The organism is Limimaricola hongkongensis DSM 17492 (assembly GCF_000600975.2).
Classification (GTDB): domain Bacteria; phylum Pseudomonadota; class Alphaproteobacteria; order Rhodobacterales; family Rhodobacteraceae; genus Limimaricola; species Limimaricola hongkongensis.
In genome coordinates this window covers 190264-213577 of record NZ_KK088652.1, presented here as the reverse complement: position 1 = coordinate 213577, position 23314 = coordinate 190264, and the positions used below count along the sequence as shown (strand labels likewise).

The following is a 23314-nucleotide window of genomic DNA, read 5'->3' as shown; positions in this document are numbered from 1 at the left end:
GGGTCAGGCGCCGATGGCGAAAGGCGGCGCCTGCAAGACCGGCTCGGGGTCGCGCAGCACGTAACCGCGCCCCCAGACGGTTTCGATCTGATGATCGCCGCCCGTCGCCTGCGCCAGCTTCTTGCGCAGCTTGCAGATGAAGACGTCGATGATCTTCAGCTCGGGTTCGTCCATGCCGCCATAGAGGTGGTTCAGGAACGTGTAAAAATGTTAGCCCCGCCAATGCTTTGCGATGAAACGGACCCCGTGAACGGGGCATGATCAAATCGTGAAAGTTGAAACGCTATGACCTACCTCAAGATCGTCGCCCTGATCCGCGAGTACGCCCGGACCAACATGGCTGAATGCACTTCGGGCGTGATCGGCGACCCCGTACTGCGCGGCCGCCATGACGCCGAAGCAATCGCCCTGTCCGAGCGGATGCAGCTGCACTCCACCATCCATTCGGCGAAGTACCACGCCGCAAAGGACATCCTCGAGCTGATGGGCGAGGAGGTAGATGACCTATGAGCTCTGGCCAGAAATCCCCCCGCGACGCAGTCGACCTCTACCTTCGGAGGGCAGCGCAAGGCCGGACGTTCGCGCTAAATCCCCTGTTCGTTCGGCTTTTTGGCACGGTTGAGGCGATCTCGAAACCGCAAAGCCGGGGCGAAACGGGGGCCAAATTGCTATGACCCCCGCCGAACTCCGCGCCACTGCAAGCGCCACCTCCCCGCTCGACGGTCGACCGATCGCCCACCTCTATCTGACGCTTCATCGCGCCACCCTGCCCCGCGGCCGAGACGTGCGGCTCGCCGGGCGCGCTGGTCCGCTTGGTCGGCTGTGCACCGTGAAGGAGGCCGAGGGCGGCGGGTTCGACTGCGTAGCATCATTCCGCGCGGCTGACGTGCTGGCCTTCTGCGACCGGCTGGAGGCGTGCGCATGACCCCCGAACCCCTCCGCTACGGCCGCGCCAAGCTGACCACCATCCTCGCGGACTTTGACAGCCTCCGCGCCGCCATCTTCCCCGCCCCTGTAGAGGGACTGCTTGCGGCGGCGCAGGACATCGTGAACGATCATGACGCAGGCAACTGGTCCGAATACAAGGTTGAGGCCCTGCGCGCCGCCCTATCTGCCTATGGGGAGCGGGGGTATGGGTGAGCGGATCGGAAGTGTCGCGCGAACCTAACACAAAGCCCGTTGTGGCACGAAAAAGCCCCGATATGTAACACAACCGCCCGCCGGATCACTCCAGCGGGCGGTGTTGCGTCAGGTCGGCAGCGGTTCAGCCGTGCTCCCGTCAAGCGTGGCCTGCACGTCCGTGGGCAGGAGCTCATCCAGCTCGCGGCGAGCCCCGGCTGAGGGGTATAGGCCGTATCCGTAGAGTCCAGCCTCATAGCAGAAATGTAACTGGGATCCCTTCGCCCCCCAGCTCTTCCACCAGATTTCGGACGTGGTCGGGTCGGCGCGGGATCGTCCTCCAATGCCGCACCTCGCCCTTGCCCTTCCGGCCAACTTCCTCGAAGTTGCGGCGAATCCATAGGAGGACCATTATGACGTATGCCTTTGGCGTTTATAGGGCCACGCCCGCAGGCATCATGGCTGCTATCACGGCTGCACGTCTGGGGATGAGATCCGTCATAATAGAGCCGAGTCCGTACATTGGCGGCATGATGACCTCTGGCTTGAATGCGACCGATACTGTCGACAAGCGCATCATAACTGGAGTTGCCAAAGAATTTTTCTTGCGCGCGCAGCAGCACTATGGCCTCAACTACATGCCAGTTCGCATTGAAAGCTGTATCGCGCAAAGAATTTTCAGTGCGATGCTTGATGAAGCTGGCGTCGAAATCCTACTCGAGCAGGATGTTGTCGCCGTGAAGCGGGACGACACAAAGGTCAGTCGGGCGCAGCTAACCGACGGGCGTGTGATCGAAGCGTCCTGGTGGGTGGATGCTTCGTATGAAGGTGATCTCATGGCCGAGGCTGGCATTAGCTACTCTTTAGGCCGCGAGGCGCAATCAGAGTATAACGAAGAATGGGCAGGTGTGCAGGCGGCCAAAAAGTTCTTGCCTTGGAAGGGCGGGGTGAAGATTCCTCCGAAGGTTGACGGGGTTCTGCGTCCGTATATTTCTCCTCCGACGCTATCTCCAATCGGTGCTGCCGATGGAAACGTACAAAGCTATTGCATCAGGGCTACACTAACACCAGACCTGACCAATCGCGTAGCGATCAAGGCCCCTGAAGATTTTGACTTCGGGCAGTTCGACCTCTTTAGGCAGCTCGCATCCAATCTGACCAAGGGATCGATAAGGTCAGCGTGGCATAAGGGTCTCGGGATGACGTTGAAATCAGGATATTTCAACCTTGCGGAGATACCGAATGGCAAGTTCGATATGAATTCTGGACCTTTGGCGCCGATTAATTCTCCCGCCCTCACGCGCGGGTGGGTCGAGGCTTCCAAGCAGAAGCGCGCAGAAATGACTTCCGAATTTATTCGGTACACGACTGCTGTATTGTATTTTATCCAGAATGATGCGGCTGTTCCGGGGGCAATCCGATCTTTCTTCTCAGATTTTGGCTTGCCGCGAGACGAATACGAAAACTCGGGGCACATGCCCCCACATGTTTACGTACGCGAAGGTCGCAGGTTGAGGGGTGATCAGGTATTTACACAGAACCACGTCGAAGGCGGTGGCGTTTCTAATGAAGAAGCGATTTGCCAAGCGAAGTACCATCTCGACTGCAAACCCGTTGCATGGAAAGCTAACCGGGACGGGAGCAACATCGTTCGGGAGGGAATGTTCTTCTCAACGATACCGTATCGGTACAATCTACCTGCTTGGATCATCTTGCCGAAGCGCACGGAAGCCAGCAACTTTTTCTCGGTATGTGGCGTATCCACTTCTCATGTCGCTTTTGGGTCCATTCGCATGGAGCCGACCTGGATGGAATTCGGCAGTAGCGCAGCGATGATGGCTTATCTAGCGGATCAGCAGCAGGTCAAAGTGCATGACATCCGCGCGGTCCAGATTACCGACCTTCGTAAAGAACGCTTCGACCCATAATTTACACTAGACCCCATGATCGGGCAGTGAGCTGACTGGGTCAGTGGCCTCTTCCACGGCAAGGCTTCGAAGGAGGCCACCGATTGGCTGCACGCACAACCGGCGGCTGAAATAGTTCCAGCCCAACTACTAGAACCGTCAACGTCCGCCGAATCTTCCCGGCGGGCGCGAACAGTCTTGACTAAGATTTATTACTCGCAGCAGCAGTTAAGAACAGGAACTATCACGGGCATCAGGAGGCACTCGCGGCAGCAAGCTCAGCACGCAGCCGCTCACGAACACCGAACCCGTCCGCCCCAAGGCCGCGTAGCGTGTCGGCCATTGTCTGCTCAAGGTATGCGACAGCGCTTGCGACAAGCTGCTCACCGCTCAGCCCGTTCGCCTCGGCGCGGGCGATCGCACGCTGGACGGCCGGATCGAGCGCTGCACGCAGCTGGGCTACCCGCTTGGCGCCGAGCAGCTGGCGGCACTTGTTAAGCGCAAGGCCGCCGAGGATCGAGAAGCACACAAGGGTGAACTCGACGATCAGCAGTGCGGCCTCTTGGCTGGCGATGTCGATGAGGATGTCTCGCATGGTTTTCTCCTATTCGAATTTAGTTGAATTCAGGCCGTCGGCCGCGCGAGGTGCGCGCTGGTTAGGGCGTGAATCTGAGCGATGAGGTCTTCAGATGTCTCGGCCCCCAGCCCCGACGTGTCCGGCGCCAGAGCCGGTCGCTGCATGCGCGCCAGCAGCTCAGTTCCGGTGATCGTCTTAAGAACCCCGTGCAGCCTGCCGCGCGTGTCGACGCGCCAGACTGCGATCTCGTCGCCGTTCCAGTCATAGTCGCCGGTGTCGAAGAGTCGCTTCTCGGCCGTGCGGCGCTTGCGGATCTCCGGCGGTCGGAGCCAACCAAAGAAGTGCTCGGAGGCCTTCGGGTCGCCAGCATTGATCTGCCGTGTCAGGATCGCGCGGTAGATCCCGCCGGTGTTTAAATCGAAGGAGCCGAGCGCGTCGAACTGGTGCTGCGGGAGCGGCACCTTGATCGCGGCGTTCACGCGCGCCTCATAGCGCGCGATGTCCGCTCGAAAGACCTCGATCGCCCGGTCAATCGCCGCGTCGAGATCGTTCGGCATGCCGCGCGGGAGATCCGCCGGATCGACTCCGCCCGCGTTCTTGGTATGCCCGATGCCGTAGGTCAGGACGCCCACGCTGTCGTAGTAGGGCGCGGGGACGATGCCCTCGTGCTCACATATTTCGAGCAGGCCGCGATCGCTGATCTGCATGATGATCTCCCATGCGAAGAGACCCCGCAGGCGGGGCCGGTTGGTCGAAACGGTCGAAGGGGTTAGCCCTTGCGGCGCTGCCGTCGTGCGGCGGCCCGCCTGCGCAGCCGGCACCACATGTGCCGGCGCCAGCTCACGGCGCAGAAGGTAAAGGTCAGGCCCACCTTCGACGCGATGATCCAGATGTCGCGCGCCTCATCCCCGAGGCGCAGGAAGGCGGTGACCAGCACCGTGAGGCTCACCCAGGCAAAACCGGCGGCGATAAACAGGCCGGGCGGCCGCGACACGAGCGCGTTCTGGTGGGCGAGCCACCAGCAGACGACAACAAGCGTGCCCGAGGAGAGCGTGTGCGCGATCAGCATGAGGTCAGCCATTGTCCTTGCCTTCTGGCGGCAGGAGACGACGTCGGAGCGCATGGACGGCGGCGATGCCCCCCTCGCCCATCAAAAACCCGGCAGCGAGGTAGGCAGAAATGCCCGCCCCGGTGAGCGAGTCGATCAGGTGCCCGACCACGCCGCCCAGGAAGATGGCCGAGAGCGCGCCGATGACGCCGTGCAGCGCCCGTCGGCCCCAGCTCTCCTCGGGCAGCGACAGCGCGCGCACAAGGGCCCCGCCGGCGCCGGAGACGATAAGGGCCGAGACGTGCTCAGGCGCGGCACCAAGCAGGCGCGAGATTTCGTCGAGAATCGTCATGCGCCGCCCCTTGGGTCATAGGTGCGCGCCTGCGGATCTTCGAGCGCGACGAGGCGGCCGAACAGCTGCAAGCGCACACGCCCGGTGCCGCCACCGCTGGCGGTGACATAGAGATGCGGCGCGGACAGGATGGCCCCCGCCGCGATCGCCGCCTCGGCCAGCCCCTTCGGGCCCGACAGCCCCGACAGGTCCAGCCCTGAGGCCAGCAGGCGGCCACCACCGCGCGCCGCGTCGAGCGTGCGGACCGCAAGGCTCGCAGCACCTGGCGCGCCATCGGCCCCCCAGACGATCACGCTGTCTGCAATGTAGCGGCCCTGCGCGATCACCTCGACCACCTGCTCGGCGGTGTCGGCCAGATCGATCCAGCCGGTGGCAATCGGCGCCCAAGGGGCCTCGACCACCAGATGCGGCGCGCCGTCGACGGCATCGGGCGAGATCACCCGCAGACCGCCGCCGCCGACCGTCAGAGCCGGGGCTGCGCTTGAGGCCGAGGCCGTGCCCGACGCCGATGCGCCGGGCTGATAGGATACGAAGCTCATGCGGCCTCCGTCAGAATCGAGTGATGGTCAGGCCCGCCGCATCGAGACGCGCGCGCACCGTGGAGTAGTCGAGCCGGGCAGGCGCGACGCCGGTGTTGATCGCGGCACAGGCCAGATGTCCCACCGCCTCGCCCACCGCCGACAGGAACGGCTCGAGCCGGATCGAGGAGAACGCCACCTCGGAGGCCGACACGCACCAGCAAAGCGCGAGGTTGTCGCAGACCCCGACGGGCGGCACGACGGCGCGCAGTGGGATGCCGACATAGTTGTACGTATCGGCCCGCACCGGGTTGCCATTCGCATCATCGAAGGGCTGCACGGCATAGTGCCCCTCGAAAGCATTGCCGCCGAAGGGCGTGGCCCATTGCGCTTTCGCCTTGCTGTCCATGAAATAGGCCCCGACCGCGATCTGATCGGGCCAGTTGACCTCGTAGGCCGCATGCCAGAAATCGACCGTCACCTGCCCCACCAGCCGCCGCCCGTGGCGCTCGTAGATCTCCGAGGGCCAGCCGGGCGTCAGGATGTAATCCTCCTGCCACTCGTCGGCGCACAGCCCCCACCCGGCGAAACGATCACGCACCACCTGCGGCACGTCTGCATGCGTCTGGAAGGTGTGCAGCCGACCCAGCTCGCGATAGGCCAGCTGCTCGCGGATCTCGTGGCGGCGCGTATCCGAGGCCGTCGCCATCTCGGCGGCCAGAACCCCGCGAATGTCGCTGCCGTTGGTCGCGAACTTGTCGGGGTAGGCAGCCATTTCCGCCACGCTGGAATAGCGCAGCCACGCCTCCTGGCGCTCCTTTTCGGTCATCCCGGCGTAGCCGTCGATTGCTGCCGAGGCCGACGCATCGTCGTAGCTGGTGCGATACACCGGATTGTAGGCGTGCTCGCGCGTGGTCAGGCCAATGCTGGTGTCTTTCTGCGCCAGTACGATCTCGGCGCGGAAATCCTCGGGATCGTAGCCGGGCGGGGCCGGAAAGCCGAGATTGTTCGCGCCCGCGATGTTGGTGATGCAGTTGCGATAGCCGAGCGCCATCATGCGCCGATCCGCCTGCCCGTCCGCTTCCAGAGGCTTCCAACCGCCGTATTTGGTCAGGTCGCCGTCGGCGTCGACCACGTCATAGGAGCGCGTCGTCACGTGCCCCGAATGCACCCCGGCATAGCTCTCCTCGAAGGCCGAGGCGGCATCGCGGCCAATGCGGAACGGCACCCCGGCGGCCGCCATCAGCCCGCCGTTGTAGCTGCCATCGACGAACACCGTGGCCGTGTAGGTGTCGCCCGCGCCTGGCGTGGCGAGCCAGGTGCAAGGCGCGGTCGTGACCGAGGCGATGCGGTCACCGCGCCCGTCGAGCGCGCCCACCGGCTGGCCGTTGATGTCGTCAACCTGGCTACGCGACACGGCGGTGATCGTCTCACCCAGCCGCAGCGTGATGTTCGGCTCGGCGGCGAGCAGCACGTTGAATGCCGCCAGCGCGTCAGAGGGCGCGAAATTCCAGTTGAGAAAGCTGGACCCGTCGAAGCCGGTGCGGGCGACAAGCGCCTCGGTGAACTCCTGCACCACGCCGCCATCCCAGTTGCGGAACGACAGCGGCGCATCGGAAATCCCGAGCCCGCCGGTGATCATGCCGCCGATGCCCGGCTCGGGCGCGCAGATCACGACGCTTTTGCCGTCCCGCGCCGCGACAATGGCCGCGAACAGAGAGGCAGGCGTCGCGCCGTAGACGAAAAGCTCGACATCCATCTATCAGACCTCCGCCGCCTGTGCGGTCGCGGCCCGGTCGAAGAACTCGGCGAAGGCCGTCTCCGCCGCCAGAACCTGCACCGCCGAGAGCGCCCGCCCGAACAGCGCCGCCTTGATCTTGCCCGCGTAGAAATCCGCCACGCCAGCCGAACTGTTGGTCGCGCCGATATAGACCGGGCGGATCGGATAGGTGACGAGGCTGGCGCGGCTGAATATCTGCCCGCCGCCGCCCGGCAGATGCACGGTGTAGCGGTCCGAGGCCTGCCGGGTCATGCCGAAGTACGCGCCAAGCGCCGGGATCGTGGCGACGTCGACGCCGGTCGACACCACCCCCTTGACCGCAACCTCGGTCGGGCTGCGGTTGGGCTCCAGTGCGAAGGCCCCGTCACCCATGCCGGCCTTGCCGGTCGCCTGATCGGTCGCATCGGGCCAGATCAGCGCCGTGACATCCGTGGTCGTCGTGAAGCCATTCATCTGACGCCCGGTGTCGAGATACTGGCTCGACCCGTCGAAGGCGTAGCCCTGCGCCGCCGTGAAGCTCGGGGAGGCCACCGCCGTTGCGGACCCGGTGCCCGCCCAGTTGACCAGCGCCGCTGCAGAGGTATGCGCCGCCATCGGGTAGACGCCGAGCGCCTTGGCATTTGGCCCGACAATTCCAGCGCGGCGCAGCGCCGAATACAGGCGACGATAGGCGTCCTGCCACAGGTAGGAGGGGGCCGACCCCATCCGGGTGAAGATCGCTTGGACGTCCGCTTCCCAGTTGGGGTTGGGCTCGCCCGCCTTCACGGCAAACGCCCCCGAGATCGCTGCCTGCTCGGAAGCGATTGCGTAGATCGGCGTCGCGGAAATCAAAGCGGTATCGAGCGCCGCGCCGGGCTTGAGGGTGATGACACCGGCATCGTTTAGGGCTGTGGGGGCGGTACCGAAGGCGATTCCGACCGTGGCGGTGTCAGACTTGTTCAACACCTGCAGCCGGGTCGGCTCGGAGGCTGCCACGATTTGCGCGGCGGTCGTGGTCACGGTCGCGGCGAGGGGATAGGTCGTCATGTTGGATTCCGCCATGTCGTTGAGGGTTTGGAGAGCAGCCTCGGCGGCGGCGAGCCGGCCGAGGATGAGGGCCGTCTGCTCAGCAGTCAGCCGCGCCGTTTCCTGAGTCGCCTGCGCGCGCTCATCGGCCAGCCGCGCCTCAGCGCGCGTGCGTAGATCGGCCAGGTCAATTTCGGTGCTGAGACGGCCGCCAAGCGCGAGCAGCAGCGCGGCCTTCGAACTGGCCGTGCGCAGGTCGTAGCGGAACGCTTCGTTAATCCGGTAATTGAAATGCTGGGTCGTCCGTTGCGGGGTCATGGCCCCCGAATTATTGACCCCTTCTTCTGCCGTGGCTTGATCCGCGATAATGTCTGCGTCTAGCCCTGACAGTCGGACACGCGCCGGCGCCCCAATCTCCAGCCAGACGCCGCCAGACAGGACGAGCATGAGCGCATCGCCAATTTCAAGGTATCGATCCGTGTCGCCAAAAAGGTTGATGGATGAGGGGTCATGCTTGATGACGACTAAGCTGGGGCCTCCGTTCTTCACCACCAACAGCGGCGCGCCATCGCCCCCCCCTTCAAAGCGTCGAACTACGATATCATCAGCGGCATCGATGCTGACATAGGACGAGCCGCCGATGTCGATGGTACCGCCTTCGGCCTCCGTGATGTTTCGTGCGCTCGTGAAGCCAATCGAGCCGAGATTAAGGATGCCCCTACCCCGGAAGTCGATAGGCCGTGCCGCTCCGCTGGGGAAGATCGCCAACAGGTTGCCGAATTCGTCAAATGCCATTTATTACACCTTAATCTTGCCGGTGAGGGTGGTCGTGTAGCCGCCGGCCTTGGAGAAGGCGTGAGTAGCGGTCTCGACGATGAAGTCGGTACCATCGAGGCCGGGGCGCACTCCGGCGAACGTTACGGGAGCGCCACCACGGATGGCGGGGTCGCCGATGATCTGGGCGCCGAAATTCAGCGCCCGCCGCTGCAGCTCGCGCGCCCGCGCGGTGGCGGCAGATCGGGCTTCAACCTCGGACGCATAGGGCTGGTCGATCGTGAAGGCGCCCTCGCCCTCGGGGTCGGCCTCGACTGTCACCTCGCGCCGCTCGCCACTGGCGCGGTCCATGTAGACCGCGATGACCTGTTCGTACTTCGAGCGCTCGCTCAGCGTGAAAGAGCAGCTGCCCGGCGCGATCATGGAAGGCGTCAGAACGGCGGATGTCAGGGCCGCGCCGGCGGGCGACACCGCCGCGCCGCGCTGCGCGAAGATGACGGTCTGCTTCTTGATCGCGAAGATCGCGCCGTGCCGGTCGGCCAGACGCTCGAGGAAGGCGATGTCGCTCTCGCCGATCTGCCCGATCCACGGGTAGGAGAAAGATGCGAGCGCCGGGTCGACTGACGACGCGAGGCCGTGATCCGCCGCGATCTCTTTGATCAGCGCGCCGAGGGTCACGTCGTCCCAATGGCGCTCCTTCTGGCCCTTCTCCTTGCCGCCCATATCGGCGGATTTGCCGGTGATCCGCAGGCTGTAAGGCAGCGCGCGGGCCTCGATCTCCTCGGCGAGAAATTCTCCCATGAACGCGATGTGGCCTGGATAGCCCATGCTGATCGACAACACGGCCCCGCGCCGCGGCAGCGCGGCCGGCGGATTGTCGTCGAGCTCGATCTCGACCATGTCCGCCGAAATGCCCTCGTTGTCGGTGACGGTGCAGCTGACCAGCCGCTCCATGAAGAGGCCGGATGCCGGGACGCCGTCGATCAGGATCTGGCAAATGGGGCGCATGGCGTCAGTCCCACAGCGTGACGACCGGTGTCGTCGTCTCGGTGGTTGCGATCTCGGGCATGTCGATGGCCGTGCCGACCGGCAGGATCTTCGTCTTGGCGGCAAGGCCGGGGTTCGCGGCGAGGACCGGCTCGACGTAATCGCTCTCGTCGCCATAGACGCGGCGGCAGACCTGATCGATGGTCTCGGGGATGATGAGCGTGACGATCATCCCAGCAGGCTCACGATAGAGAGCGGCGAGGCGCCCGTAAGCGAACCCTCGTAGCGGCGCAGCTTGATCGAATAGGCGTTCTTGAGCGGCGCGCCCGAGGCGTCGAACACGTCCTGATCCTCGGTGATCTCTTCGACCACGTGCATGCCGAACACGTTGAACAGCCCCGAGGACAGGTCGACGAACGGCAGCACCGTGCCCAGGCGCGCCGCCAGCTTCAGCCCCTCGATCGAGGTCTGACCTCCGAACTGCTGGAACACCGCGCCCCGGATGGTCTCGGTGCGGCTGTCGCCGCCGACCCATTGCACCCGGTCCATGCCGCCCGCGACGGGAATCGTGGCCCAGCCGGTTTTCTGGCTCTTGGATCGGGAGTCGTAGCCGAAGCCCAGTGCCTGGAACTGGAACGGGCCCAGCGTCATGAGGGAGAGACCTGCCATCAGAAATTGTCCGAGTAATGAGAGCGGAGGGCCGCGTTTGCGTGGCGCCCGAGGGCACGCCCGATGTCGTCGGCAGAGGCGTTGGCCCCGCCTTGGATCACGATGTCGCCGAAGTTGATCGAGGCCGGGCCGGTGGCGCCGGGTGTGCGCGTGGTGGATGCAGAGGCCGCAACGCTGCGCGCGGCGGGGGCGATCTGTGCGGACCGGGCCATGTCCATCAGGGCGCGGGTCTGCTGGTGGCTGGCGACATAGGCGGCGCGAGAGGGGAAAAGGAACTCCGGGTGCCGCTCCCCCATCAGGTACCCGCGGCCCGGTAGAATCGAACCACCATCGGCGCGAGCAACGTGCGGCGTCCCCATGCCCATGCGCTCTTGGAAGCCGGGTTCGGGGTTCGGATCTCGCATCACCGGCGCGGGCGGGCGGCTTCCGTCGCCCCAGAGGTCGATCTTCGGCATGGCATCAGCGATCTTCCCGGGGATGCCTTTGACCCATTCGAGCATCTCGCCGAACTTTTCTTTCATCCCGTCCCACAAGCCGGCGATGGCGGCGACGCCAGCCCTGCGGAGCTTACCCGGCAGTTCATCAATGGCTGCGAGGATGTTAGCAGTCAGAGCCTTGGCATTCGCCTCGATGTTGCTGCGCTCGCTTTCGGTCAGGATGTTCTTCTCGAACAGCCCGCCGGTGAAGAACGATCTCACCTTGCCCACGAAGTCGCCGATATCCGTCGCAACTGTCTTGAGGTCTTCGATGAAGCGGTTGAACTCGGTACTGAGGAAATCGAACACCGGGCCAAGGACTGGCCGGAGATCCTCGATCACCACCTTGAAGTGATCGCCGAAAGCGGAAGCGACGCCTCGCACAATCGACGCGAGCCCATCCCAGTTCTTCCAGATCATAGCGCCTGCGGTGCCGATGGCCGCCGCGGCCAGCGCAACAGTGCCCCAGACCGGCGCGCTGATCCCAGCCACCGCAAGCACCACCGCCTTGACCGCGCCCGCCGCCGCAGTCAGTCCAGTGAGCCCCGCGATACCGCGCAGTCCTGCCTTCACCTTGTCGAGACGGGTCACCTGAGCGCCGGACATGGCCGCGAGGGCCGCCTGCAACGCGATGGCTTGACCCACCGCACCACGTATGGCGGCCCCGGCCCGGCCGACGCTCGACAGGCCAGAGGAGAGCGCCCAGAGGTAGCCGCCTTTGCCGGTCAGTCCGATGAGCTTGATGCCCAAAAGACCCATGCGCAGGCCGATCAGCGAGGCGGTGACGCGGAGCACAGTTCGGATAAGATCGCCGTTCTGTTCGACCCATTCGGCCATGGCGGTGATCACCGGGAGCATTCGCTCCATGGTCTGCCGCAAGGCCGGAATGATTGCCTCACCCAGCGTGATCGACAGCTCGGACATCACGTTCCGGAAGAGCTGCATCTCGGCCTCGAAGGTCTTGATGCGCGCCTCAAATTCCTTGAAGGCTGAGCCTGCGTAGTCGTTTTCGTCTGCGACCATGCCGAGCGAGCTTCTCAGCAGGTCAAGGTTTGTCAGCAGCGGGCCAAGAGCGCGGGCCTCTCCACCAAACACGTCGTTCGAGATCGCCGCCTGCATCTCTTTCGGGAGCGCATTGATCCGCTCGAGAACGTCGATTGTGGTGCCAACAGCATCATCCTGCATGCGTTTGGCAACGGCGACAGCATCGAGGCCGAGTTCGTCGAGGCCCTCGGAAAGCCGCTTTGGCGCGCTGGCGCCCATTGTCAGGGCCTTGCCCATGTTGTTGAAGCTGGTCGCCGCGATCTCGGACTGCGAACCTGCTGCGATCATCGCCGAGGCGAAGGCCGAGACCTGCGTGGCGTTAAAACCGAACTGCTTGCCCTGCGCGCCGACGCGGCGCACTACGTCAAGGATCTCGGCAGCGCTCGATGCCTGGCTGTTCGACAAGTGGTTCATCGCATCGGCGAGGCTTGTGGCTTCGTCAATGTTCAGCCCAAGGCCGGTCATCAGCTTCGCCATTGCCGAACCGGCTTCATCGGCCGAGATATCGAACGCAGTCCCGATCTTCGCGGCTACGCCCGTGAATTTGACGAGATCATCACCGGCGATGCCCGCTTGTCCCGCTGCGGCTGCGATCTGCGTGAGGCCCTGAACGGACACCGGGATCTCGCGGGAAAGCGCAAACAGCTCGTCTCGAAATTGCCCATAGGAATCAGGCGTCGGAAAATCTACGACCTTGCGCACGTCGGCCATAGCGCTTTCGAACTCGGTCGCGGCCTGCACCGGCTTTGCCAGCGCGGCGGCGAAGGCGACAGCACCCCCGGCTGCCCCAAGCAGCTTGCCCTGCGTCTCGCGGATCGCGCGGTTGTTTCGCTCGATCTGATCCTGCGTCTTCGAGATGGCGTGCTGAACGTTGCGCGCCGGGCCGGTCACATGATCGACCAGCGACATGATCAGGCGTGAGGTCATCGTCGCCATGGCGATCTCCCATGAGAAAAGACCCGGCAGGCCGGGCGCATCGGTTGGTGCTGTCGGGGGTGGCCCTTACTCGGGCCGCTCATCCGCGAGGATGTCGCGGATCTGGTCGTGGTAGCGGAAGAACCTTTCGGCCTCCCATTCCTCGACCTCGTCTATGCTCTGGTGCAGGTAGCGGCCGATCTCGGCGATCATTCGGGAGAAGCTGACATCTCCGCCTCCTGTGCCAGCAGTTTCGCCAGCGTTGCGGAGTTTCCCATCAGGACGGCGACCTCCTTGCCGACCTTAACGAAGTCTTCGGTGTCGAGCTCTTCGATTACTGGCAGCGGGACGCCGGCCATTGAGGCAAACAGCGCCATGGACTTGCGCATCTCGCCTTTCACCGCATCCATCGCGACGAAATCCTTCGCCTTACCCCGGCGGAAGGTCAGGCTGGTATAGGTCTTGTCCTTGTGCTCGACGGGTTCTTCGAGCGTGACGGTCAGGGACTTGGGGCGATCGGTCATGGGGGCCTCTTGGCAAAGGGTATGCGGGCGGGCCACGATGCCCGCTCAGGTTGGAAGATTCTGATATGACGAGATTTGCGGTTGCACTGGTGATGTTGGCTGGCGCTACTCAGGCGGAAACGATCACCTTTGAGGCCGACAGCGAGGCCCGCTTCGTCCGATGTGTCGAGTTTTTCGGAGACGCATCTTGCGAACTAATCATGCCTCAAGGGCAGGAACTTTACACCTGTGTCGCTCTGGATGGCTCAAACGAGCCGCTCGGCGTTGCCCAGATTTTTTCGGGGCTTCCTGCCATCTACACGGACCTGGAAGCGGACTCGATAGATCGCGTGTCTTGCCAGAAAGCAATGTGAACCAAGGGGGGAGCGGCCTAGGTAGCCCCCCCATCCCTTAATCCAGACGCAGCGCGGCGCGGCGGCCCGGGAACTGCTCGACGCCGCCCACGCGCACCCCGAAATCGTCGAAGGCATAGACCTCGGCATCATCGATATAGAGGATGCCCTCGTGAACGCTCAGGCCATAGGAGACCTCGCCCTTCTGCGCGCTGGTCCAGTTGCCCATGTCCACGCTCTTGACGTCGCAGACCATCTCGAAGCGCGCCGCGTGCTCGGTGCCGTCTTCCGAGCGCATCGACCCGTAGGCGATGATGCTCTCGGCGTTGCCGAAGCCGTAGAGCTTCAGCATGTCGGGATCGAGCGCCGTTTCCTTGAACGACGCGGTGGTGATCTCGTAGCCCATCGCGACCTCGCGCGGCTTGATCATGCCACCGTTGCGGAAGCTTTCGATGGTCTTCTCCATCACCGGGATGGTGATCTCGGAGACTTGGCCGATCCGATTGCCGCCCGCGCCGGGAACGGCGAGGGTGCAATCGGTGAGAATAAAAGCTGGGAGTTTGTTGCCCATGGTCGTGCTCCTTACAGCAGATCGCCGGTGTCGATGGTGCCCGAGACGCTGTCGTAGAGCAGCTCATAGGCCACGGTGGGGTTGCGGTAGGCGGCGATCCGGATGTCGTAGATCGGCGCGGGGGGCTCGTAGCGCATCGCGAACTTGACGATGCCCTGGACGCCGTCAGCGGCGCTCTGCGTCGAGCTGAGCCCGAACTCGGATCCGGGAAGCAGCACGCCCTCGGCTTCGAGCGACTTCAGCGCTGCGCGGCCCGCCATCGCCATCTGGTCGAGCGCGAGGCGCGACTGCGGCCGATCGTTGAACTGGACGAAGGCCTTCTCGATGCTCTCGTTGACCAGATCAGCCACGCGCACCACGCTGACGAATTCCCAGATGGTGCCCACGGCACAGGTCATCGGGCCCCACGCGCGGAAGCCGTCGCCGCGGTTGATGATCGTGTTGACCCCGTTCTCGTTGAGGTTCGAGGCCTCGGAGCCGGGCAGCACGGGACGGTTCGTGCCTTGGATGCCGTTGATCAGCACGTTGGAACCCGGCCAGTGCGCGCCGCGCTCGCGGTCCATCTTGGATTGCAGTGCCGCGAAGATGGTCGAGGACGACTTCGGTGTCGGGACACCATCGATGGATTTCAGTACACGCGGGTCGCTGTAGCAGACGCGCTTGGAGCCGATCAGCGCGCGGGCTGCAACGGCCTGCTCCGAAGTGCCGTCCGGGCCGTCCGCGTAGAACTGCGCCCGAAGGTCTTCGGCGATCCCCTGCGCCTCGGCGATCACCGCGTTCAGCACTGCGCCTGCGGAGGCTGTCGCCGCGCCGCCGGTGCCCGGGCCGGAAATGGTGACGGTCAGAACGCCGGAGTAGCCATAGCCCGGCTTCTCGACGATGATCGAATCGATGGCGCCGCCGGGGCCGATCACTGGGGTCAGGACCGCGCCCTGCCCGCCAGTGGACCCGGAGACGGTGACGGTCGTGGTGTCATCGTAGCCGGTGCCGGGCGTGGTCACCGCGACCGAGGCGATTCCGTCCGGCACCCCGGCGGTGGTCAGCCCCGGCGCCGCCAGAAGCTTGGGTTTGGGCATGCCGAGGGCCGTGGCTTTCTTCAGCGCGTGGATGCCGGTCAGGGCCGTCGCATCGCCCACCGCGTTCGCGGTCAGTGCGGCGGCATCAGCGCCCTCGTCGATCATCACGACGATGATCGAGCCTGCCGTTTGGTCATAGACGCTGTCGATCTCCTCGCGCACCGCGGCGGGCAGCAGAGCGGCATCAGCGGCCTTTTCGATATGGATCGGCTCGTCGATCGAGACGCCTGCCGGAAGGTCGGCGGGATCAACCGCGACCAGCAGACCGACGGTCGCGGTGCTGACGAAAGACACGAAGACGGGGTCGTCGCCGGATTGGAAAACCCGCGCGCCGTGGAACGGCTCGGTAACCATGGGTAGTGCTCCATTTTCAGGGGGATGGGCGCGGGGCCCGGGTGATGGCCTCAGTAGCCGAGGGCTACGTAGGTGAGGCTTGTGTCGCTGTCGTTGCCCGATCGGTTGACCGCGATCGCGCGAAACCCGTCCTTCGTGTAGACGCCGCCCGAGACGTACTGTGCCTGGGTCTGCGTGGCCGCAGCACGGTAATCCACCGGGATCACGGCAAAGCATGCGGTCGGGAATGCTTTGGGGAAAGTCAAATAGGTACCGCCCGCCGGAGCGTCGGCGGCATAGATCGAGCCGCGCCCCCACTGAAAGATCAGGCCGCCCTCGCCAAGCTGCTGATGTCCGCTCGTTGCCAGCAGTCGAGGAGAATTTTCGGTCGTCAATGCCTTGTTGATGTCCTGACGATTCAGGAACGTGCGGATCGCAAGCTGCATCAGCGGGATGTTCGACTTGCCGGCGCCGGTGCCGACGTCCGGGGGGCCGCCGACGACGGGATCGGTCGTCTCAAGCTGGTAGATGCCTGCGGGCCATGCGCCCGTTTCGGGAAGGTTCGCCATCAAGCCGCTCCATAGGTGAATGTGCCGTCATGGGAGATCGCGGCGTTGTAGGTGTGCGCGACCTCGGTGAAGTAGAGGGCCTTGAGCTTGCAGCGCGCTGGCGCTGCGGCCCTGAGAAGGCGCCGGACCTCGGCGGCTTGGGCTGCGGTGATCGGGCGCGGCAGATAGACCCGGTATTCGGCCCAGCTATCGGAAACGACATGCGTCTGAGCGCCGTCGTAGGAGATCGATCCGTCGTGCTGATGCCCGCCGAAGCCTTCGGTGATCGTCGCCGCGCCGTAGCCCGCCGCCGCGAGGATGGCGCGGATCGATGACAGCGTGCCCTTGTGGCGGTGAACCTCCGGCGAGGACCGCACAACGTCGCGCTTGGTCTGCTCAGGCCAGTTCGAGTCCCAGGCATCGACGGAAAGCGAATGCGCGAGCCAAGGCAGCAGCGCCTCGGGGCACTCATCAGGCCGCCAGAGCGTCTGGTTGTAGATCGGCAGCGGCTTGGCGATCGTTTCCTCGATCGCTTCTTCAAGCGGCGTGGCGTTCGGCGGCAGCAGGCTGTCAGGCATCGACGCCACCGTTGGTCAGGGTGATCATCGTGGCGCGGGGCGCCTCGTTGGCCGCAATCACGATGTTCGCTGCGGGCGCCGTCAGAGTGACGTTCTGGACGCCCGGCTGATGCAGGGCGGCAAAAATGCCGGAGCGTGTCACGTCCTGCCCAAGGCGAAACCGGGCCGTGACATAGGTCTCGACCGCATCCTGCGCGGCGGCGAGCACCACCGCCTGATCAGGCCCCTTGTAGAAGGTCAGCGTGGCGTCGATCGCGTAGTCGACCAAAGAGGCCGCCGAGACGGTGACGGTGTCGCACAACGGGCGCACCTCCTCGTCGTTCAGCGCATCGCGGACCACGTCGAGAAGATCGGCGGGGGTGCTGCCGTCGCGGCCAAGAACGTAGACATCGACCTGCCCTGCCGGGGGCGGCGTGACAAAGCTGTCGCCCGGACCGATCACGGCGGCGTCGAGGACCCGGCTGTCCGCCGAGAGCGCGTGATAGAGGTAGGCACCGCGCGGCCCCGCCGTGCTCTGCGCTTCGAGCGCCAGCAAAATCCGGGCGCGGAAATCGTCGTCGGTCTCCATCACCGCCGCGACCGGCGGGGTGGCGGTGGTGTCCTCCGGGGTGATCGTGATCCGCTCGGCTCCGAAGAACGCCCCGAGGTTGTCGAGATCCGCACCAGAAGCATAGGCGATGAACACAGCCTTGGCGGCATCGTTGATGCGCGCGCGGTCGATCAGTCGGTAGTAGGCGACGACCTCGAGAAGCGCGACGATGGGGTCGCTTTCAAGATCGTGCAACGGGTAGCGCGCCTCGAGCTCGATCTTCAGCCCTGCGAGGATTTCCTCGTAGTCGAGGCTTTCGATGATGCCCGGGAAAGGAAGCTTGGAGATGTCGATGGAAAAGCGGGTCATGTCATCTCCACGTCCGTATCGACGATGTCGCCTTGATATTCACCGCGCACCCGGATCGTGATGGCGCCCGAGGCTGTCGGTTGAGCCATCTGGACTCCGACCAGGCGAAACCGCGGCTCCCAGCGCGCCAGCGCATCGGCCACAGCGGCATAGAGCGCCAGTACGACCTGCGAGGTCATGGGCCGGTCGATCAGCAGCGGCACTTCGGAGCCGAAGTCGCGCCGCATGACCCGTGACCCGATCGGGGTCATCAGGATCACGGCGATGCTCTGCTGAACGTGGGGCCAGCCCTTGAGGGGCTGACCGTCGTTGCGGTCCATCAGTCCTTGGCTTTCGCCTGCGGCTTCGGCGCGGCCTTGGGCACGATCCGGCCCTCGCGCAAAAAGGTGGTCGCCTGAGATGGCAGCAGGTCGATGGTCGTGCCCTTCTTGCGGAACTTGCCGAGGATGAAGCCCTCGATCTTCACGGTGTAGCTGGTGTCTTGCATGTCAGCCTCCTCAGCTGGGCGCGCTGGTCGTGCCAGCCGATCCGCCATGGGTGTGGGTGTGGGTCTTGCCTATGTTCACGCCGTCATGCGTCAGCGCGGGTCCGGTCGCGGCGATGCCGGCGGCGGAAATGGTGATCGACGATCCATTGCTCGCGAACTTCAGGTCGTCGGCGGTGCCGATGATCGTGGTCTTTCCGTCGATCGAGACCTTCAGCTCGCCCGCCTTGTCGTGTGGCCGCGTGTTCCCGGCGCCGAAGCTCGACAGCGCGATCACCGCGTCCGTCATGTCGCCGCTCTCGCTCGTCACCTTGACCAGCTGGCCCATGACCGGCTCAGCCTGGATGCTCAGCGTGCCGCTCGACAGCGCTTCGACCGGCATCCACGGCGAAATCAACCCGGACCCCTCGCGCCCGATCTGGACGCGATAGAGGCCCTTGGCTTCGTCAACGGCAACGACCTTGCCCTCGCGGGACCGGCCCCGCGCGCGGCGGTTCTGATCCTCGATCTGCCGTGCCAGCCGGGTGATGACGCTCGACAGATCAGACATCGGTTTCGATCCGGGGATCGGTGATCAGGTATTCGGGGTGGCCGGGGTGGAACGGGCCGTATCCCAGCGCGCGCCCCTCGGCCTCGGTATGCCCGCGCCCGGCGCGCAGCATGTCATATGTCAGTGCGGTATCCTGGCCCCCGAGGAAGCTCGCGGCGACATCGCCAAGCACCGCGTCCTCAGCAGTGATGGCCGCCACGAAATCTGCCCAGACGGCGCCGGGCGCCATTGGCTGGCCCGCGACCGGGTCCGGCAGCAGGTCCAGCCGCACTCGCATCTGGCGCGCGGCGAGCCGCATGCCCTCGTCGGAGGCCGCGGCGCGGCGGCGCTCGATCTTGGTCACCGACAGGCTCAGGCGGCGCCAGATCTCGGCCCATACGCCCTGCCCGGTCAGCGCCGCGACAATTTGCCGGTCGATCATGTCGAGCGTCAGCTCGAAGTTCGCATCGGTCGGCGGCATGCTGATGCCCGCGATGTGGCTCGCGCCGGTCTCCTCGTCGAGCACTGTCATCGCAGCGGCGATGCCGAACTCGCACACGAAATCGACGGCGCCGTTCTGACGCAGACTGCGAAGGTCGGTCTCGGTCGCCTCGCCGTCGTCGGTATAGACGAGCACAAAGGGCCGGTCTTGATCGGTGCGAAGGCTGCCATCGCCCGCGATGTCGATCGCGCCGAAATCGCTGTCGCGAACGTTATCGCCGACCAGCGTGGCGCCGCGCAGCGCGCGAACGGCGCTGGCGCGCAGGGCGAAGCGGGCGAAGCTCATATTTCCCCCAGTTCCAGAACGAGGCGCCCATGAGCGCGGTCATCGGCGCGCAGAACCTCGAAGAACGGCTGACCCACGCGCTCGATGGCGCGGATACGGTCGCCCTTGCGAACGGTCAGGCGCGGATTGGTGGCGCGATCGACGTGCAGCTGCGCCTTCCCGGCGGCGATCCGTTGCGCCCAGTTGCGGCTGCGGGTGTCGATGGCGTTGTCGCCGGTGCCGACGCGCAGATCGGCGCGGATGGTCACGTTGTCGCGGTCGGGATCGGTGACCCCGCCACGCATGAAGTAGAAGGCGATGCCCTCCGCCATCACGCGATCGACGGTGGCGACGGCGCGGTCTCGATACTCGTGGAATGCGGCGGGCATGGCGCTCTCCTTCTTGGAGATGGGCCGGGCGAACCCGGCCCGGTCTGGTCAGTCCGCGGCTTCCATCGCCGCCCAGACGCTATCGCGTTCGGCGGCGGTCACGGGGTCCGCGTCTTCGGGCAGAGCCTTGTTGATCGCTTCGACGTCAGGTTTCCCGCCCTTGGTGAACTCGTCGTCGCCGAGCATCTCGATGATCTCGCCAATCATGTCGGCGCGGTCGCGATCGGCCTGATTGGTAACCGCATCGTCGTCGCGGCGCGCGAGCTTCTCGGCGACGAGGTGATCCCCGTAGGACTCCGGCAGGGTGACGGCGCTTCCCTTCGCAACCGTCTGCCCGCCCTCCAGCTCGGCCACCGTCTTCGGGACGATGACCGTGCTGCGCATCACATAGCCGGCCATCAGGTCAGCGTAAGGCGGCGAAGGGTTTCGGGGCGGGTGCAGATGGAGATCGCGTTCATCTGCGCCTCGAGGTGGCGGCCTTTGCCGTTCTGCATGGCATACTGCCGGGCGTAGAGCGGGAGCCCTTCGGTGTTCACCGTGTCCTCGTAGTCCGCCGGGGCGAACCGGGTGATGAACAGGTCGGGCACGCCCACCGGAACGACGCGCGCTTCGTTCGGCGCGATGTAGGCGCCGCCAGCGTCGGTCGAAGCGGAGGCGCCGGTGCGGTAGCGCTCCCAGGTGATGCCGCCGAACTCGAAAACATCCGGCACGGCCATGCGAAGCTGAACCGCACCGGCATGGCTCAGAAGCGTCTCCTTCACGCTCTTATGGCGCCAGAGCGCGGAATGGAGATCGCGACCGGCGAAGGCGTGCATGCCATCATAGGCCGCGTCGAGCGAGTCCTCGATCGAGTGGCGCACCCCATCCACGACGCTGCCGACGTCGGTGGTCTCGACGTCCAGCTCCAGCGAAACGGCCGCGGGGGTCGCGATGCCGAAGCGGGTGTAGAGGTTTTCGAGGATGACGCCGCCCTTCGAGGTCACGATGCCCTTGATCGCGCCGACGCGCTGATGCTCGAGGGTCATCTGCAGATCCTGACCGTGGCGAGCCAGTTTGCGATTCACGCGCCCTGCCACCGTTTCCAGTTCCTGCTCCGAACCGAAGGCGCGCACGTTCTGCACCTCGTCGGCGAGCACCGCGTCGTCGCGCTGGTAGTGCGGGACACGGAACGGCACGGCCTCGCGGCCATCGTCGCCGGTGGTTTCACCGGGGCCGCCGCGCTCGGTGGGTTCGACGAGGCCGAGGACGCCGTCGCGGCGCTCGACGAAGACGGTGGTGGTGGTGACGCCATCTTCGTTGAAGATGCCGGTCGCGCCGATCTGGCCGGGGCGATACTTTTCCGCGTTGATCGCGGCGGTCAGGCTGACGAGCGAAAACGCATCGTCATTGAACACGTCCATACCGGGCATGTCAGGTACTCCTTTTCAGATGCGTCAGCGCACGATCACGCCGACAGCGGCGAGCTGATCGGCTTTCGTGGCGGTCTTGGTGGCGTCGTTCACGCTGGCCTCGTAGGCCAGTTCCGGACCCTTCACCTGCGCGGCGCGCGAGATGACCACGGCCTGAGCGTCGGCGCTGGCGGCGTCGACCCGGTATGCCAGCACGGCGACCGCCGTTTCGGCGCCTTCCTTGCCAACCACCGACCCATTGGGCGAAGCGACGAACTTTCCCGAGGCCGTCACCTTGCCCAGCACGGTGCCGGGCTGAAGGACGCCTTCGCCGGAGGCGATGGTCACCTCGTCGCGCGAGCGGCCGAATTCAGCTTCGGACAGGACGCAGCCGAGGTTGCGGGCGGTGTCGATCTTGTTTTCCACGGGGATGTCTCCTTACCCGGCACGACGCGAGGCGTAGATGCCGCGCGCGTCGATCTTCGGTTGCTCTTTGCTGGCCGTCGGCGCGCCGCCGAGGCCCCGGCCATCCAGACGGGTCTGCTCGTAGGCATCCTCGGCCGGGACTTCGGTCTTGGCCTCGGGCGCGGCGGAAAGGGTCGCCTTGATCTCGTCGACGCCCATCTCGGTCGAGGCGTAGAGATGCTCGGCAAGGCCTTCGCGGCCCTTGGCTTCGGGCAGCGCCATGATTGCGGCGCGGCGCTCGCGGTCGGCCTTGACGGCGGATGCCGCGGCGTCCTTGCGGGCGGCTTCGATCGCCGCGCCGTTGTCGACGGGCGGGGTGGCGGGGTTGCGATCCGCCGTGGGTGCTTCGCTCATGGGGAGACCTCCGTTCTGAGCTGTGGATGCCCCGGCGGATGCCTTGGGCTTGATCTGCGCCGATGCGCGCGGATTCTTCGGGGCGCGCGGGAAGGTCTCGTCCTTCGCCAGGCGCGCGAGCGTGTCTTCGAACGTGCCGATGCTGTCGGCCATGCCAGCCGCAACGGCGTCGGCCCCGATCAGCACGCCGCCGCGTCCGTAGCCCTCGGCCACGGCTTCGGCGGTGGTGTTGCGGTGCCGGGCCACAGCCTCGATGAAGACCGCCGCCGTCTGGTCAGCGATGCGCTGGTATTCGGAGGCCCCGTCTTCCGTGGCCGGGTCGGCGTTCTTCAGGGGCGACTGGCTCGACACGAAGTCGAACCGCCGGATGCCCTTCGCCTTTTCAGCTTCTGAGCTGTCCGATAGGCCGATGATCGCGCCGATCGACCCCAAGACTGCCGCGTCATCGACGATGATCTGCCGCGCGGCGCTGGCGAGCCAGTAGGCGGCGGAGGCAGCGGTGCTACCGACATAGGCCACCACCGGCTTCGGGCTGTCGGAGATCGCCTTGGCCAGTTCGCCTACGCCGTTCGCATGGCCACCGGGGCTGTCGATGTTGAGCAGGATGGACTTGATGTCCCGATCCTCGATCGCGACCTGAAGATCGCGGCGCATCACGTCGTAGCTCGACGCGCCCGAGAAGGCGGTGAACATGTTGGCGCGGCGAAACAGCGGTCCGGTCACATTCAGGATCGCCACGTTGCCGCGGCGCTCCATCGTCTCCGCCCGATCCATCGCTTCGGCGCGGTATTTCTCCAGCGCCTCCGGCGTCACCTCGTGCTGGCGCGCTGCGATGGTCAGCAGCTGCTCAAGCGCATGGCTCTGGATCGCCCAGGGCGTACCCAGGGCGGCATCGAGTGCTCGCATGT

At 65.2% G+C, this 23314-nt stretch carries 32 protein-coding genes and 1 pseudogene; 5 read left to right on the top strand and 28 right to left on the bottom strand.

The window, feature by feature from the left end:
• Nucleotides 1–3 precede the first annotated feature (3 nt).
• Nucleotides 4–198 (bottom strand): annotated as a pseudogene (locus LOKHON_RS09330) (winged helix-turn-helix domain-containing protein); the annotation flags it as partial.
• An 87-nt stretch (nt 199–285) separates the two neighbouring features.
• Here LOKHON_RS09330 and LOKHON_RS09325 point away from each other — a divergent pair.
• From LOKHON_RS09325 to LOKHON_RS15675, 4 genes are all read left to right on the top strand, one after another.
• Nucleotides 286–510 (top strand): hypothetical protein, encoded by a 225-nt coding sequence (locus tag LOKHON_RS09325; protein WP_017928612.1) that lies wholly within the window; start codon nt 286–288, stop codon nt 508–510.
• Between the two features lie 160 nt (nt 511–670).
• A complete protein-coding gene (locus LOKHON_RS09320; protein WP_017928613.1) occupies nt 671–925 on the top strand; it encodes a hypothetical protein in 255 nt (84 codons plus the stop codon).
• Entirely contained in the window at nt 922–1140 is a 219-nt protein-coding gene (locus LOKHON_RS09315) for a hypothetical protein (protein WP_017928614.1), read from the top strand. The genes LOKHON_RS09320 and LOKHON_RS09315 overlap by 4 nt, the downstream gene beginning before the upstream one ends.
• A 392-nt stretch (nt 1141–1532) precedes the next feature.
• On the top strand, nt 1533–3047 hold the full coding sequence (locus tag LOKHON_RS15675; RefSeq protein WP_081610590.1) for an FAD-dependent oxidoreductase: 1515 nt from the start codon (nt 1533–1535) through the stop codon (nt 3045–3047).
• Between the two features lie 232 nt (nt 3048–3279).
• Here the strand turns inward: LOKHON_RS15675 and LOKHON_RS09310 are convergent, their stop codons facing one another.
• From LOKHON_RS09310 to LOKHON_RS09255, 13 genes are all read right to left on the bottom strand, one after another.
• Nucleotides 3280–3621: a hypothetical protein gene (locus tag LOKHON_RS09310; RefSeq protein WP_017928617.1), complete on the bottom strand. Its 342-nt coding sequence runs from the start codon at nt 3619–3621 to the stop codon at nt 3280–3282.
• Nucleotides 3622–3650: 29 nt separating this feature from the next.
• Nucleotides 3651–4310: a lysozyme gene (locus tag LOKHON_RS09305; protein ID WP_017928618.1), complete on the bottom strand. Its 660-nt coding sequence runs from the start codon at nt 4308–4310 to the stop codon at nt 3651–3653.
• Nucleotides 4311–4372: 62 nt separating this feature from the next.
• Nucleotides 4373–4684, bottom strand: a complete 312-nt coding sequence (locus tag LOKHON_RS09300; protein ID WP_026147492.1) for a hypothetical protein — start codon at nt 4682–4684, stop codon at nt 4373–4375.
• Nucleotides 4677–5003 carry a hypothetical protein gene (locus LOKHON_RS09295; protein ID WP_017928620.1) on the bottom strand — a complete coding sequence of 109 codons (327 nt, stop codon included), beginning with the start codon at nt 5001–5003 and terminating at the stop codon, nt 4677–4679. Before LOKHON_RS09295 ends, LOKHON_RS09300 begins: the two co-directional genes overlap by 8 nt.
• Nucleotides 5000–5542, bottom strand: a complete 543-nt coding sequence (locus tag LOKHON_RS09290; RefSeq protein WP_017928621.1) for a hypothetical protein — start codon at nt 5540–5542, stop codon at nt 5000–5002. The genes LOKHON_RS09295 and LOKHON_RS09290 overlap by 4 nt, the downstream gene beginning before the upstream one ends.
• A 10-nt stretch (nt 5543–5552) precedes the next feature.
• Nucleotides 5553–7280 carry an FAD-dependent oxidoreductase gene (locus tag LOKHON_RS09285; protein WP_017928622.1) on the bottom strand — a complete coding sequence of 576 codons (1728 nt, stop codon included), beginning with the start codon at nt 7278–7280 and terminating at the stop codon, nt 5553–5555.
• 3 nt (nt 7281–7283) lie between these two features.
• Entirely contained in the window at nt 7284–9101 is a 1818-nt protein-coding gene (locus LOKHON_RS09280) for a hypothetical protein (protein WP_017928623.1), read from the bottom strand.
• 3 nt (nt 9102–9104) lie between these two features.
• Nucleotides 9105–10088 (bottom strand): phage late control D family protein, encoded by a 984-nt coding sequence (locus tag LOKHON_RS09275; RefSeq protein ID WP_017928624.1) that lies wholly within the window; start codon nt 10086–10088, stop codon nt 9105–9107.
• A gap of 4 nt (nt 10089–10092) precedes the next feature.
• Nucleotides 10093–10299, bottom strand: coding sequence for a tail protein X (locus LOKHON_RS09270; protein ID WP_017928625.1), 207 nt, complete (start codon nt 10297–10299; stop codon nt 10093–10095).
• A complete protein-coding gene (locus LOKHON_RS09265; protein ID WP_026147493.1) occupies nt 10296–10736 on the bottom strand; it encodes a phage tail protein in 441 nt (146 codons plus the stop codon). Before LOKHON_RS09265 ends, LOKHON_RS09270 begins: the two co-directional genes overlap by 4 nt.
• Nucleotides 10736–13192 (bottom strand): phage tail tape measure protein, encoded by a 2457-nt coding sequence (locus LOKHON_RS09260; RefSeq protein WP_017928627.1) that lies wholly within the window; start codon nt 13190–13192, stop codon nt 10736–10738. The genes LOKHON_RS09265 and LOKHON_RS09260 overlap by 1 nt, the downstream gene beginning before the upstream one ends.
• Before the next feature lie 66 nt (nt 13193–13258).
• The gene (locus LOKHON_RS16565) at nt 13259–13384 is read right to left on the bottom strand and encodes a hypothetical protein (RefSeq protein ID WP_017928628.1); all 126 of its coding nucleotides are present in this window, start codon (nt 13382–13384) and stop codon (nt 13259–13261) included.
• A complete protein-coding gene (locus tag LOKHON_RS09255; protein WP_017928629.1) occupies nt 13381–13695 on the bottom strand; it encodes a phage tail assembly protein in 315 nt (104 codons plus the stop codon). Before LOKHON_RS09255 ends, LOKHON_RS16565 begins: the two co-directional genes overlap by 4 nt.
• 65 nt (nt 13696–13760) lie before the next feature.
• On the opposite strand from LOKHON_RS09255, the gene LOKHON_RS09250 reads away from it, so the two are divergent.
• Entirely contained in the window at nt 13761–14048 is a 288-nt protein-coding gene (locus LOKHON_RS09250) for a hypothetical protein (RefSeq protein WP_017928630.1), read from the top strand.
• Nucleotides 14049–14085: 37 nt separating this feature from the next.
• On the opposite strand, the gene LOKHON_RS09245 is transcribed toward LOKHON_RS09250, so the two are convergent.
• From LOKHON_RS09245 to LOKHON_RS09185, 14 genes are read right to left on the bottom strand one after another with little or no spacing between them, the layout of a single operon-like run.
• Nucleotides 14086–14598, bottom strand: coding sequence for a phage major tail tube protein (locus LOKHON_RS09245; RefSeq protein ID WP_017928631.1), 513 nt, complete (start codon nt 14596–14598; stop codon nt 14086–14088).
• 11 nt (nt 14599–14609) lie between these two features.
• Nucleotides 14610–16028, bottom strand: coding sequence for a phage tail sheath subtilisin-like domain-containing protein (locus LOKHON_RS09240; protein ID WP_017928632.1), 1419 nt, complete (start codon nt 16026–16028; stop codon nt 14610–14612).
• Nucleotides 16029–16078: 50 nt separating this feature from the next.
• Entirely contained in the window at nt 16079–16576 is a 498-nt protein-coding gene (locus tag LOKHON_RS09235; RefSeq protein ID WP_017928633.1) for a gp53-like domain-containing protein, read from the bottom strand.
• Nucleotides 16576–17133 (bottom strand): phage tail protein I, encoded by a 558-nt coding sequence (locus LOKHON_RS09230; RefSeq protein ID WP_017928634.1) that lies wholly within the window; start codon nt 17131–17133, stop codon nt 16576–16578. The genes LOKHON_RS09235 and LOKHON_RS09230 overlap by 1 nt, the downstream gene beginning before the upstream one ends.
• Nucleotides 17126–18031, bottom strand: coding sequence for a baseplate assembly protein (locus LOKHON_RS09225; RefSeq protein ID WP_017928635.1), 906 nt, complete (start codon nt 18029–18031; stop codon nt 17126–17128). Before LOKHON_RS09225 ends, LOKHON_RS09230 begins: the two co-directional genes overlap by 8 nt.
• Complete coding sequence (locus tag LOKHON_RS09220; RefSeq protein WP_017928636.1) at nt 18028–18351, bottom strand: GPW/gp25 family protein; 324 nt, start codon at nt 18349–18351, stop codon at nt 18028–18030. Before LOKHON_RS09220 ends, LOKHON_RS09225 begins: the two co-directional genes overlap by 4 nt.
• Nucleotides 18351–18518 (bottom strand): hypothetical protein, encoded by a 168-nt coding sequence (locus tag LOKHON_RS16160; RefSeq protein WP_017928637.1) that lies wholly within the window; start codon nt 18516–18518, stop codon nt 18351–18353. Before LOKHON_RS16160 ends, LOKHON_RS09220 begins: the two co-directional genes overlap by 1 nt.
• Before the next feature lie 10 nt (nt 18519–18528).
• Nucleotides 18529–19065 carry a phage baseplate assembly protein V gene (locus LOKHON_RS09215; RefSeq protein WP_017928638.1) on the bottom strand — a complete coding sequence of 179 codons (537 nt, stop codon included), beginning with the start codon at nt 19063–19065 and terminating at the stop codon, nt 18529–18531.
• A complete protein-coding gene (locus tag LOKHON_RS09210) occupies nt 19058–19831 on the bottom strand; it encodes a hypothetical protein (RefSeq protein WP_017928639.1) in 774 nt (257 codons plus the stop codon). The genes LOKHON_RS09215 and LOKHON_RS09210 overlap by 8 nt, the downstream gene beginning before the upstream one ends.
• Nucleotides 19828–20199 (bottom strand): hypothetical protein, encoded by a 372-nt coding sequence (locus LOKHON_RS09205; RefSeq protein ID WP_017928640.1) that lies wholly within the window; start codon nt 20197–20199, stop codon nt 19828–19830. Before LOKHON_RS09205 ends, LOKHON_RS09210 begins: the two co-directional genes overlap by 4 nt.
• A 48-nt stretch (nt 20200–20247) precedes the next feature.
• The gene (locus tag LOKHON_RS09200; protein WP_017928641.1) at nt 20248–20598 is read right to left on the bottom strand and encodes a hypothetical protein; all 351 of its coding nucleotides are present in this window, start codon (nt 20596–20598) and stop codon (nt 20248–20250) included.
• On the bottom strand, nt 20598–21608 hold the full coding sequence (locus LOKHON_RS09195; RefSeq protein ID WP_026147494.1) for a major capsid protein: 1011 nt from the start codon (nt 21606–21608) through the stop codon (nt 20598–20600). Before LOKHON_RS09195 ends, LOKHON_RS09200 begins: the two co-directional genes overlap by 1 nt.
• A 24-nt stretch (nt 21609–21632) precedes the next feature.
• On the bottom strand, nt 21633–22013 hold the full coding sequence (locus LOKHON_RS09190; protein WP_017928643.1) for a head decoration protein: 381 nt from the start codon (nt 22011–22013) through the stop codon (nt 21633–21635).
• 12 nt (nt 22014–22025) lie between these two features.
• Nucleotides 22026–23312, bottom strand: coding sequence for a S49 family peptidase (locus LOKHON_RS09185; RefSeq protein WP_017928644.1), 1287 nt, complete (start codon nt 23310–23312; stop codon nt 22026–22028).
• Between the last annotated feature and the right edge of the window lie 2 nt (nt 23313–23314).